This is a genomic window from Caballeronia sp. (assembly GCF_028292365.1).
Lineage (GTDB): Bacteria > Pseudomonadota > Gammaproteobacteria > Burkholderiales > Burkholderiaceae > Caballeronia.
The window spans coordinates 1-12,117 of record NZ_JAQGMM010000474.1; the positions used below are offsets into that span (position 1 = coordinate 1).

12 protein-coding genes, 1 pseudogene and 1 riboswitch are annotated in these 12,117 nt (G+C 61.2%); of the genes and pseudogenes, 7 read left to right on the forward strand and 6 right to left on the reverse strand.

Translation table 11 applies throughout. The features are described from left to right. On the forward strand, positions 1-728 hold a 728-nt coding region (locus tag JWR14_RS27565; protein ID WP_299715081.1), incomplete at its 5' end, for an ATP-binding protein. 161 nt (positions 729-889) lie between these two features. Then, the gene (locus JWR14_RS27570; protein WP_299715084.1) at positions 890-1,402 is read left to right on the forward strand and encodes a VWA domain-containing protein; all 513 of its coding nucleotides are present in this window, start codon (positions 890-892) and stop codon (positions 1,400-1,402) included. Between the two features lies 1 nt (position 1,403). On the opposite strand, the gene cobJ is transcribed toward JWR14_RS27570, so the two are convergent. The 4 genes from cobJ to cobG are packed head-to-tail and all read right to left on the reverse strand — an operon-like array spanning position 1,404 to position 5,744. Next, entirely contained in the window at positions 1,404-3,089 is a 1,686-nt protein-coding gene (gene cobJ, locus JWR14_RS27575; RefSeq protein ID WP_299715087.1) for a precorrin-3B C(17)-methyltransferase, read from the reverse strand. After that, complete coding sequence (locus JWR14_RS27580) at positions 3,077-3,802, reverse strand: precorrin-2 C(20)-methyltransferase (RefSeq protein WP_299715089.1); 726 nt, start codon at positions 3,800-3,802, stop codon at positions 3,077-3,079. Before JWR14_RS27580 ends, cobJ begins: the two co-directional genes overlap by 13 nt. Continuing rightward, the gene (locus JWR14_RS27585; protein WP_299715092.1) at positions 3,803-4,429 is read right to left on the reverse strand and encodes a precorrin-8X methylmutase; all 627 of its coding nucleotides are present in this window, start codon (positions 4,427-4,429) and stop codon (positions 3,803-3,805) included. Next, positions 4,422-5,744, reverse strand: a complete 1,323-nt coding sequence (gene cobG, locus JWR14_RS27590) for a precorrin-3B synthase (protein WP_299715095.1) — start codon at positions 5,742-5,744, stop codon at positions 4,422-4,424. Before cobG ends, JWR14_RS27585 begins: the two co-directional genes overlap by 8 nt. A gap of 100 nt (positions 5,745-5,844) precedes the next feature. Then, a riboswitch (cobalamin riboswitch) is annotated at positions 5,845-6,022 on the reverse strand. 161 nt (positions 6,023-6,183) lie between these two features. Between cobG and cbiE the strand changes: the two genes are divergently transcribed. The 4 genes from cbiE to JWR14_RS27610 are packed head-to-tail and all read left to right on the forward strand — an operon-like array spanning position 6,184 to position 9,323. Next, on the forward strand, positions 6,184-7,392 hold the full coding sequence (cbiE, locus tag JWR14_RS27595; protein WP_299715098.1) for a precorrin-6y C5,15-methyltransferase (decarboxylating) subunit CbiE: 1,209 nt from the start codon (positions 6,184-6,186) through the stop codon (positions 7,390-7,392). A gap of 43 nt (positions 7,393-7,435) precedes the next feature. Then, entirely contained in the window at positions 7,436-8,188 is a 753-nt protein-coding gene (locus JWR14_RS27600) for a cobalt-precorrin-6A reductase (RefSeq protein WP_299715101.1), read from the forward strand. Then, entirely contained in the window at positions 8,189-8,917 is a 729-nt protein-coding gene (gene cobM, locus JWR14_RS27605) for a precorrin-4 C(11)-methyltransferase (RefSeq protein WP_299715104.1), read from the forward strand. A 10-nt stretch (positions 8,918-8,927) separates the two neighbouring features. Continuing rightward, positions 8,928-9,323 carry a DUF4186 domain-containing protein gene (locus JWR14_RS27610; protein ID WP_299715106.1) on the forward strand — a complete coding sequence of 132 codons (396 nt, stop codon included), beginning with the start codon at positions 8,928-8,930 and terminating at the stop codon, positions 9,321-9,323. A gap of 88 nt (positions 9,324-9,411) precedes the next feature. On the opposite strand, the gene JWR14_RS27615 is transcribed toward JWR14_RS27610, so the two are convergent. Beyond that, complete coding sequence (locus JWR14_RS27615; RefSeq protein ID WP_299715108.1) at positions 9,412-10,155, reverse strand: TerC family protein; 744 nt, start codon at positions 10,153-10,155, stop codon at positions 9,412-9,414. A 301-nt stretch (positions 10,156-10,456) separates the two neighbouring features. Between JWR14_RS27615 and JWR14_RS27620 the strand changes: the two genes are divergently transcribed. Next, entirely contained in the window at positions 10,457-11,566 is a 1,110-nt protein-coding gene (locus tag JWR14_RS27620; RefSeq protein WP_299715111.1) for an OpgC domain-containing protein, read from the forward strand. Positions 11,567-11,645: 79 nt separating this feature from the next. Here JWR14_RS27620 and JWR14_RS38640 read toward each other — a convergent pair. Next, positions 11,646-11,720, reverse strand: a pseudogene (locus tag JWR14_RS38640) (AraC family transcriptional regulator); the annotation flags it as partial. Positions 11,721-12,117: the final 397 nt, after the last annotated feature.

A 12,117-nucleotide genomic window follows, 5' to 3' on the forward strand; every position in this document is an offset into this window, starting at 1 on the left:
CTCCGGGTTTGATAGCGAAGGCGCATCAGGGGGTGTTGTACGTCGATGAAGTCAATCTGCTGCCCAATCAACTCGTGGATCAGTTACTCGATGTAGCTGCGAGCGGCGTGAACGTGATCGAACGTGACGGTATTTCGCATCGGCATGAAGCGCGATTTGTGCTGATCGGGACAATGAATCCTGAGGAGGGCGAACTCAGGCCTCAGCTACTGGATCGGTTCGGTCTGGCAGTTGAACTGCAGAATTGTTTCGACGCTGAAAAACGTCATGAGATCGTCAAGGCGCGTCTCGCATTCGATACGAATCCGGACGCTTTTCGCTTGCGATTTGAGGGGCAACAGGAGGGCTTGGCCCTTCAGATGCGTCAAGCGCGAGCAATACTTCCTTCCCTCGAATTTGACGACGCAGTTCACTCACGCGTCAGCGAGTTATGCATCGGGGCTCATGTCGACGGCTTGCGCGCCGATCTCACCATGCTGCGCGCGGCGCGAGCGCTGGCGGCATTTGAAGAAGCATCAGCGGTGAACGTGGAGCACGTTGAGCGCGTGGCGGAATCGGTGTTGCTGCATCGGCGCAAGGAGGGCAGCGCACCCAGCGATCAAGGCTCTTCTGAGTCCCGTACGCAAAAGAAAGACACTGACGAAGCAAGCTTCGGCTACATGCCTCCAGAGCCCGTAGACATCAAGGCAGTCAAGAACGTCAGGCCGCTTGCCGCAAAAAAATCCTGAGCCATCGAAGGCAGGATCCAGAGGCCGAACCCGGCCGCCTTCGATGGCTAGAACCTTCAGCACAAGGTAAAACGCGATCACGTGCGGGCGAAGCGAGCACGCGCATCGACTGGTTGCAGACGCTGCTGGCGAAACGCAATCAGCCTTTGGATAAAGCTCACTTGAGATTTCATCGTGAGCAGGGCGACAGCAGCGCGTTGCATTGCTTCGTGCTTGATTGCTCCGGGTCGATGCTAAGCGGCAAGCGGCTTGCGCTGGCTAAAGGACTGGTCGTGGCGTTGTTCGACCGGGCGTACCGCGAGCGTGCAGAGGTGGCGCTGGTCTGCTTTGGCGGTGGGGAAGCACAAGTGCGTCGTGAACCCGGAGCGGCGCATTGGTGGAATGAACGCTGGCTTGCACCTATAGGTGGCGGCGGGGGAACGCCGCTTGCGCTGGGCGTACGCACCGGCGCCAATGTATTGCTCAGGGCCGCGCGTCATCGTCCTTCACAACGGCGCTTCCTATGGTTGCTGACCGACGGCCGCAGTCCGGAAACGCCGTCGCGTCCCGATGCAGCGGATCAAATCGTCATCATCGATTTCGAAAATGAGGCGGTACGGTTAAGACGTTGCGTGACGCTCGCCGAATCATGGCACGCGGATTATCGTACGGCCGCTTCCATGACTTCCTCCTAGTTCATTCGTACCAGCGCGGTGTGTATACCCAGTCGCCGTTACCGTCGGTTCGCGGAAAACTGCGCGTGGTGGATGAACCAACGATCACCATCGTACGCATATCGACCTGACTGGAACGCAGTTTATCCAGCGTCGTGGTGGTCAGTGTTTCGCCCGGCCTGCCGATGTTTCTGCCCAGCACAATCAGTGTTTCGGCACTACGATACTCACGCACGATATCAAGCGCGCGATCGAGTTGCCACGGCCGCGCGCGCGAGACGGGGTTATAAAATGCCATCACGAGATCGGCTTGAGCGGCGTGCCGCAAGCGCGTTTCTATCACGCCCCACGGCTTGAGGTTGTCCGAAAGCGACAGCATGCAGAAGTCGTGGCCAAGCGGCGCACCGGCCCGGGCAGCGGTGGCAAGCGCCGCAGAGACACCCGGCACGACCTGCAATTCCACCGCGTTCCACAGCGCGTTGTCGCGGGCCTGATCGAGCGCTTCGAGCACGGCCGCGGCCATTGCAAAGACCCCGGGGTCTCCCGACGATACAACCACTACGTTGCGTCCCGTACTCGCCAGTTCGAACGCATGACGCGCGCGCTGCATCTCTTCGCGGTTGTCGGTGCAATGAAGCACTTGATGCGGCGCGAAGGGACCGGCCATGCGCACATAGGTCTCGTAACCGAGGACATCGTCTGCAAGCGATAAAGCGCTTCTTGCTGCCGGCACCATCAGATCCGCGCTGCCGGGACCAAGACCGATCACGGTCAATGTGCCGCGTGCTTGTCCGAGCGTTGAGGGATCGAGCGGCTGTGGCGCAAGGGCAATTGTGACGCCGTCATCGAGAGACTCAAGCATGACGAAATCAGCACGAAGCGTCCCGAAGCGCAGCGGCACGTCTAATACCTGTGCAGCTTCAGCAAGCAATCCAGACGTCATCATGCTCAACGGTGCGAGGACCGCTGCCAGCGCCATCGGCGCAATGCGCTGTTCACGCAAGCTCTCGCGCACACGTTCGACAATCGAGCCCGCCGACGGCAACACCGTCACGCACACAACCGCGCAGCGCGGATGAATCATCAACTCGCCCGCAACTTCGCTCGTATGCGGCGTGATGCGGATCGCGAGGCCCGCGTCGGCAGCGCGTGGCAAGTCTGCTGCGTCGAGCCACGGTGCGTGACCTTCAATGCGCGTCGTGGCGCCCGCCAGAAGATCGGACACAAAACGTTTCCCGTGTTCGATATCGGCAAGCACGTAACCCGCTGGCGGGTTCAGAAGGCAAGTGCCGAAACGCAGTTCGCCGCTGGTTGTTATCGCCGGAGCGACGTCGAGCGCCGCCGCGATTTCTCGCGCCATCACGTTCACGCCGCCCAGACCGCCAAGCAAAGGCACGACGGCGCTACCGTCTTCGGCCACAGCCAGCACGGGTGGTTCATGGGTCTTATCGCCGACAGCAGAGGCGAGGCATCGAATCACGATACCCGCCGCGCATAAGGCGACGATCGGTGTGTTGCGCGCATAGAGTTCACGCAGATGTAAACCCAGTTCGGTGAACGTAACATCGCCCTGAACACGGCTCGCGAGGCCATGAACGAGCGAACCCGGATACCGCGCCTGAATGCGGCGAGCGGTGTCAACAGCGCCCGTGCCCAGCACCACGATTGCCACGGGGACCTGATCGTTCAACGCTCTCACGCTTGCCATTTCTCCCCCGGCACGACGAGCAGCGAGAAGTAGGGCGACGCCATGGGATCGACTTCTTCCAGCGGCACAATGCGCTGGTTCGCCATGGTCGCGCGTTCGACGTAAAGCGCACGTTTATCGAGTCCGAGTTCGGTGAGCACGCGTCGCACCTTGTCGAAGTTGCGGCCCAGTTTCATGATCACGGCGGCATCGGCGGTGGCGAGTCGTTGTCTGAGATCGGCCTCCGGCAGCACGCCCGATAACACCGACAAACTCTGGTTCCGATACACAAGCGGCACGCCAAGTACGGCAACGCCGCCCAGCATGGAACACACACCGGGCACGACGTGCGCTTCGAATCGTTCGGCCAGCCGGTCATGCAGATACATGTATGAGCCGTAGAAGAACGGATCGCCCTCGCAGATCACGGCCACATCGCGGCCCGCTTCGAGATGATCCGCGATGCGGATAGCGGATTCATCGTAGAAGTCGCCGATGATTGTTTCGTAGCAGAGCGGCGGCTCAAGCGCTTCGGTCGTGACGGGATAAACCAGCGGCATGCGGGTTTGCGTCTCTTTCAGATGCGCTTCGATAATGCCGAACGCATTGCCTTTCTTGCCCTTCGCCACGAAGTAAGCGACCACCGCCGCGGAGGTCAGCAAGCGAAGTGCCTTCACTGTTATCAGCTCGGGGTCACCGGGACCGACACCGAGTCCATAGAGGCGTCCGCTCATCTATTCGGTCTCCGTTGCCAGTGCGTTCACGGCAGCGGCCGCCATCGCACTGCCGCCGCGCCGGCCGCGCAACGCGACGAATGGTACGCCGCGGCTATCGGCGGCAAGCAGCGCCTTCGATTCCGCCGCGCCGATAAAACCCACAGGAAAGCCCAGGATCAGCGCAGGTTTGGGCGCGCCCGCGTCGAGCATGTCGAGCAGATGGAAGAGTGCAGTGGGCGCATTGCCGATCACGACCACGCTGCCTTCAAGATCCGGTTGCCACAACTCGAGCGCGGCAGCGGAGCGCGTGTTGCCGAGTGCGCGAGCGCGTTCAGGCACGGATGGATCGTTGAGCGTGCAGATCACGCGGTTATCCGCCGGCAGTCTCGCCCGCGTGATGCCTTCGGCGACCATGCGCGCGTCGCAGAGAATGGGGGCGCCTTTGCCAAGCGCCAGGCGGCCTGCCGCGCCCGCGCCAGGAGAGAACACGAGGTCGTCGATGACGTCCGTCATGCCGCACGCGTGGATCACGCGGACGGCAAGTTTCTCCAGATCAGCGGGAATGGCCGAGAGGTTGGCCTCGGCGCGAATGGTCGCAAACGACGCGCGATAAATCGCCTGGCCGTCGCGAATGTAGTCAGGCATCAAGGTGACTCCGGGCTAGCCAGCGGGCTGCCTGTTCTATGGTGAGGTGGCGGGCGAGGGCTTCTGGCGCGTTGCCGTAAAGATCGTAGCGGCCGGGTGCAACTGCCATCAAGGTGGTTGCGACGCGATGTGCCGCAGCGCATGAGCGCGCGCAGCCGCTCAGGTGTACGTCGCCCTTGGGCGGCATCGACCGCGCGAGAACTCGCGCATCGGCTTTGGTATCGGCGAAACTTTTTGCGCAGCCTTGCGAACCCGCACAGGCAATCAGGCGTGCGAAAGGTTCGTCGGGATTCGTCGCGAGGCCGAGTGCGGCGAGTTGGTCAACGACCGCTTGGGCATCGGCGGAGGGCACATCGAGCAGCATCACACTTTGCCAGGGCGTCATGCGTAATCGTGGCGCGAGATCGGCGAGCGCAAGCAGCGTCGCGGCATCCAGGCGCCCAAGCGGGACTTGCGCACCGACGCACACGCTGTCGCCGGTGCCTTGACGACGCACGCCGAAACGCAGCCTTGCATCGGATGCGGGACGACGCCAGTGTTCAACGTCACGATCCAAAGCGAAACCAAGGTTCTCCTGAACGCGGCCAAGAATTTCTTCGATGGAATACGTCGCCAGCAGATCGCGCATCCTGGTCTGCCAGGGCTGGGCGAGATCGAGGAAGGTGTGCAGCAGCGCATTAACCAGCTCGGGCACGGGCCCGGCTTTCACTGCTGCTAACGCAGGCGCATCATTTTCAGATTGGGGTGGACAGCCCGCCAGCCCGAATACAAACCGATCCGCCGATATCGCTGAAAGCCACACATCGTGAGGATGGTCGAGCATGGCAAGACGCTCGCCGCCGTCGACCATCAACGCGAATTTTGGCGATAGCAGATGCAAACGTGCGTCACGTTGCATCTGCCCGATTAACGTGGAAACGAGTGGAACGACATCAAGCAAGGCGTGCGAATCGAGGCCCGCCAGCGGACCGGACATGACGTTACGCTGGTCGTCGGAATCGGGCGTGTCAGGACCGAGTCCCGCGTCGACGAGCCGCGAGACGAGCGCTTCCTGCGCGTCTCTTTCTTCCGTTACGCCGCGAATCTGGAGATTCGCGCGATTGGTTGCATCGATGAAACCGGAACCGGATTCGAGGGACACTTGCGCCACAACACGCGCCTGCGCGGCGCTCAGTTCGCCCCATGCGAGGCGAATACGGCACAGGCCGCCGTCGCGCGCAGGCACGATCCGCATCAGGCCCGGACACGCCGATGGCCGCGATGCTTGCGTTGATGCGTGCGCTAATCCGCGTACAGTAGTGAGTGGTTCGTTCAAAGCGTGACCCGTTCGGTCTCGCGCGGCGCCTCGAGCATGCCGGACCCTTTCACGGGATGGCACGTTCACGGCATCGGTACACCCCGCCCGATGTTGGCTTGCACGAAGAATTGCGGTCGGCAGGTCTCTTGGCTCGCAGGTCGTTATCCGTACCGGCCTTCCCAGTCGAAACCAGTGGCAGTGGAGCGCGGACTCGCTGCGTACAATTGCGGGGGCAGCCACAGTTCTGCTGTGTTCCCTGTTAGGCCCGTAAGGGCACCGACTAACCGCGCTATTATGCCTGTTTTTGCAGCGGCTAAAGCGCATCGGCGTCAGGCCGGACGTGGTTTAGCCGCATTGTCTCGGCCACGTTGTAGACGAGGCGCAATCAGTGAATGAGTTGGCATCAGTGAATCAGTTGGCCAATGAGTCGGCGAATAAATCAAGCGAGGATCGGCGGATGTCACCGTGGTTGACCGTGGTGGGGATCGGGGAGGATGGCTGGCGCGGACTGGGCCGGCACGCGCGCCAGGCGCTGCTCGCAGCCGATACTATTTTCGGCGGCGCGCGTCATCTCGCGTTGTTGCCCGCCCGAATTGGCGGCGAACGTCGCGCATGGTCTACCCCGTTTACGATTGCGCCCGTGCTCGACTATCGTTGCGCACGCAAACGGGTATGTGTTCTCGCGAGCGGCGACCCGATGATGTTCGGCGTTGGCTCGACATTCGCCCGCGAACTGGCGGCCGATGAATTTCGCGTGTTGCCCGCGCCGTCTTCGTTGTCGCTTGCCGCCGCGCGTTTGCACTGGGCGCTTCAGGACGTCGCGGTGGTATCGCTGGTCGGGCGGCCGGTCGCGGCGCTCGAAACGCAGCTTCATCACGGCGCGCGCCTGTTCGTTCTAAGCAGCAACGCCGCGAGTCCAGGCGTGGTCGCAGAGTTGCTGACCAAGCGCGGTTTCGGCACGAGCCGGCTGAGTGTATTCGAGCATCTGGGCGGCGAGCGCGAGCGTCGTATCGACAGCGAGGCCAGCGCGTGGACGACCAGCGAAGTGGCCGCACTGAATCTGGTGGCCATCGAGTGCATCGCGGAGCACCACGCGCGGCGCTTGCCGCTGACGCCCGGTCTTCCAGACGACGCTTACCAGCACGACGGACAGCTCACGAAGCGCGATGTCCGCGCGATCACGCTGTCGCGGCTTGCTCCCGAGCCTGGCGAACTGCTGTGGGACGTGGGTGCGGGATGCGGTTCGATTGGTATCGAGTGGATGCGCGCGCATCCGAGTTGCCGTGCCATCGCGATCGAAGCGAACGACCAGCGTCAACGCCTGATCGAACACAATCGCGACGCGCTCGGCGTGCCTGGACTGCAACTGGTCGAGGGTGAAGCGCCGGACGCGTTGGCCGGACTTCCCGAGCCCGATGCCATTTTTATCGGCGGTGGTGTGACGGCGCCGGACATGCTGGATACGTGCTGGTCACATCTGAAGAAAGGCGGCCGGATGATCGTCAACGCAGTCACCCTCCAGAGCGAGGTGACGCTGGTCGCATGGCGCGCGCGCAACGGCGGCGAGATGACGCGTATCGGCGTTGCGCATGCACAGCCGCTAGGCGCCTTCGATACCTGGCGCCAGGCGCTTCCGGTCACGCTGCTGCATGCTGTTAAACCATGATGCTTGGCGATCGACCAGCAGGGGCGCATCGTGGGGGGGCGCAATGATGCGGATCTTGCTGTTGGGGGGCACCGGCGACGCATTGAAAATCGCGCGACGTCTCGGCCCTGCACATATTTATAGTCTCGCCGGACTGGGCCGCGTGCCGGACGATCTGACCTGCACCGTGCGCGTGGGTGGTTTTGGCGGCATAGAAGGGTTAAAGGCGTTCATCCAGGCGGAGTCCATCGGCTTGATTGTCGATGCGACGCATCCTTACGCCGCGCAAATGAGCCGTCACGCGAGCGCGGCCAGTGCGCTCAAGCACATTGAATACTGGGCGCTTCGCCGCGCACCGTGGCAACCGCAATCCGAAGACGATTGGCGCGAGGCAGCCGATTTTCCGGACATCGTCCACACGCTCGCGCCTTACAAATATCCGCTCTGGACGCTGGGCCGCGAACCGCTTGCGCATCTTGATGAGATTCCCCCGACGCAACACTGGACCATTCGCTGTCTCGACCCACATCCCGGTAACGCACGCGCGACAATCATCGGTGCACGCGGCCCGTTCTCGCTGGAAAGTGAACGTATGCTCTTCGACGCGCAGCAAACCGATGTCGTCGTCAGCAAGAATAGCGGCGGCTCGGCAACGGAGGCGAAACTTGCAGTAGCGCGGGAACGAGGTTTGCCCGTGGTCATGCTGCAGCGGCCGCGCTTGCCACCGGCCGAGCGCGAATTTCCCGATACAAGCTCGCTTCTGGACGCACTTGAAGCAGGGTCCCACTCGCACGCACTTTTCGATAAAACCCCTTAAATGACGGTCTATTTCATTGGCGCCGGACCCGGAGATCCCGAGCTCATCACGGTGAAAGGCCAGCGCCTCATTCGTACATGTCCGGTTATCCTGTACGCCGGATCGCTTGTGCCGGAAGCGGTGCTGAGTGGACATTGTGCGGAAAGCGTCGTGAATACGGCCGATCTTCATCTCGACGAAATCGTTGCGTTGCTCGAAGCCGCCCACCTTAAAGCGCAAGACGTTGCGCGTGTGCATTCCGGCGATCCTTCGCTATACGGTGCAATAGGCGAGCAGATACGGCGTTTGAATATGCTTTCGATTCCTTATGAAATCGTTCCTGGCGTCACGGCGGCAGCTGCATCGGCGGCATCCCTTGGTTGCGAATTCACGTTGCCCGGGATCTCGCAAACGGTGATCCTGACGCGCTTCGCCACGAAGACATCGATGCCCGAAGGCGAGCAACTCGCCGATCTCGCACGCCATCGCGCGACCATGGCGATCCACCTTGGCGTGCGTCATATTGAGCGGATAGTAGTTGATCTGATTCCGCATTACGGCGCGCAGTGCCCGGTAGCGGTAATCTTCCGTGCAAGCTGGCCCGACGAAGAGAAAGTGCTCGGTACGCTCGCCGATATCGCCGGAAAAGTCCTTGAAAAAGGCATCGAAAGGACAGCGTTGATCGTGGTCGGATATGTATTGAATGCGGAAGGTTTCACAGATTCGTCGCTGTATCGCAAGCCATTCTGAGCCAAGTGCCATGCGCGATATCGATACCGTTTTCGATGCCTTGTCACATTCGAATTTTCGCATGCGCTTCCGCTTGGGTGCGCGTGAAGAAGCTTATTTGCGTGAACACGGGTTGACCGAAGTGATCAGCCATGCGCGTGAGTTGATCGCGCGGCGACTTGCGCCAGAGCATCTGCCGAACGACGGCAAGCAGACGCCATTTCGCGGCCATCCGGTATTTATCGCACAGCACGCCACGGCAACGTGCTGTCGGGGCTGCCTCGCGAAATGGCACGGTATCGCGGCGGGAAAACGGCTGGACGATGACGAACGGGACCACGTCGTGCGGGTTATCGAACGCTGGCTGAAGGCGCAAAAAGTGGCCGGCGCTGATAAACCGCCACGTCAGCCCGACTTGCCGTTCTGACAAAAAAACGCCGCGCGGCTCGGCACCGCGCGGCTCAGCACCGTGAACTGACCCCGCAAAGTTGGACAGTTTTCGGCTTGTCGCGCCATCATTCCAAAGCGCGTTTCTTCTTCGCCCGTCGCGACAGCATATTCAGCCCTTCGACCAGCGCCGAGAACGCCATGGCTGCGTAAATGTAGCCCTTGGGCACATGCGAGCCGAACCCTTCGGCCACCAGCGTCATCCCGATCACGAGCAAGAAGCCGAGCGCGAGCATGACAACGGTCGGGTTCCTTTCGATGAAACGCGACAGCGGACCTGCCGCAAACATCATCACTGAAACGGCCCCGACCACCGCGACGAACATGATCGGAATGTGTTCGGTCATGCCCACTGCCGTCACGATGCTGTCGATGGAAAACACGAGATCGAGCACCAGGATCTGGCCGATCGCCGACCACGGCGTGAGCGTGGAGGTCTTCGCGATCCCGCTGCCATTCTCGCCTTCACCCGACACGTGATGATGGATTTCGGTGGTCGCCTTCCACACGAGGAACGCACCGCCGGCAATGAGGATCAGGTCGCGCCACGAGAAGTCGTGTCCGAACGCGGTGAAGATCGGGGCGGTCAGGCGCACGATCAACGCCACCGTGCCGAGCAGGCCGAGCCGCATGACCAATGCCAGCCCGATGCCGAGACGCTGCGTGCGTGCGCGGTGCGCCTCGGGCAGTTTGTTCGTAAGAATGGAGATGAAGATCAGGTTGTCGATGCCGAGCACGACTTCCATGACAAGGAGCGTCGCCAGGGCGGCCCACGCGCCGGGGTCGCTTGCCAATGCAACTAAATAGTCCATGAGATCCGAGGGTCTTGGAGAAGTAGGAGGAAACGGTGAAAGGCGCCCACGCGGCGGCGGCCGTTCGCGATGATACGTGACGCGTTAAGCAAAAATGTAAGCTTAATGAAATAATTGAGAGCGACGCAGGGTCGAAAAGTTCGCGAAACAGACTACAGATGTCCGCTTATCCCAAAAATGGTGCACGGCGAGAACACGGGTAAACTCCAGGGCCTCTCTCCCTTACGTTGGCCGGAACGGTTCCCAGTCCGGCACCTTCAACCTTTGCTGCCCGATTTCGGCAGTCCCTTTCGGGTTTCGCATGCAGGGAAAATCGCAACGCCTGGTCGAACTGGACTTCTTTCGTGGCCTCGTACTGCTGGTGATTCTGGTCGATCATATTGGCGGCAGTATGGTATCTCGTGTGACGCTTCACTCGTTCGCACTCAACGATGCCGCCGAAGTTTTCGTGTTCCTGGGTGGTTTTGCCACCGCGACCGCCTATGTGTCAATGTCGGGCCGCCGCTCGGAATCAGCCGCACGGGCGCGGTTTTTCCGGCGTGCGTTCGAAATTTATCGCGCATTCCTGGTGACCGCTGTCCTCATGCTGCTGACAAGTTTCTTGCTGCGGCCGTTTTTCGGCAGCGCGCCGAATCTGGCCACGTCCGACCTGAATGCATTTATTTCCGCGCCGTTCACCGCGCTCGCCGACGTGCTGCTTTTGCGCCGCCAGCCGTATTTGTCTTCAGTCCTGCCCATGTACGCGCTTTTTGCGCTGGCCGTGCCGTTTGTGTTGCCGTTGGCACGCACCAAGCCAATTCTGCTGCTCGGTGCGAGCATCGCGTTGTGGGCAGCGGCAACGCCCATTGCCGAGTATTTGCCGTCGGCGGATGACTTGCTGTGGGATTTCAATCCAGCCGCGTGGCAGTTGATGTTCGTGATAGGCGTGATTGCATGCTGCCATCCAATCTATCAGCGCGTGAGTTCGCACCGGCTCGGTTGGCTGGTGAGCGTCGCGGCGCTCGCGATCGTCGCAGGCATGGCGTACTACAAGTTGCTGGTGCTTCCGGTTTCCTTCGATGGCGATTTCAAGCGCAACCTGGCCGGCGCGAGAATTGTCAATTTCCTCGGCGTCGCGTGGCTTGCGGGCGACCTCGCACGCCATGGCGTGGTGAAGCAGATAGCGCAACGCTTGCCATGGGTCGGCGCGGTTGGCCGCGATGGACTGGTGTGCTTCGTAGCGGGTGCGGTGATTTCGTTGTGTGTGGATTCTGCTTTGTTCACGCTCACGGGTGGACTGATTGATGTCCCGCTGGGTCTCGCTGCCGACGCTCTCGCACTGGGTCTGTTGCTGGCGATTCCGCATCGCCAGCGTGTCTTCGATGCAATGCGTTCAAGGTCCGTAGTGGCTGTGGCGAAGCGAGAAGGGTAGCGCCGCGCGGTCCGATGAGACTGGCTTCGCGAATTCGCACGGCTGGGTGCTGTCGGCCGCTCTCGCATCGCAGTGCTGTCGGCGTGACGCCGAAGCGATGGTGAATGACGCGGCTGAAGTGCGACTGACTGGAAAAGCCCCATCGGGAAGCGATCTCCCCGGCACCGACCCGATGTAGGCGCTTGGTGAGGTATCGTCAGCGGCGAGTATCCGGTTCATATGGCGGATGGACACCCCAATGCATGGGCGATTGCATCGGGTGTGAGTCTGGCGTCGCCTGGATGGTCGGCCATGCTGGTTGTTTCCAGTTCGGCCGACTTGATGGCGTCCGTTTCTGTTACGCCTCTTACACGCAATGCAGCCTGGCCCGATGCGAGTCCCTTCTAGCCCGCCGTTCCCGAAAACCCTCACCATCTGACTCCGTCTGAAACCAAAAGGCGTCCGCACACCACGGACGCCTTTTGGCGTTCATGAACGCCCCCGGCTCGTCCCACCCCCAGCGTTTTGATTTTAAGAATTCTTAGTTTTGTCCTAATTCTTTAAGAGAGTTC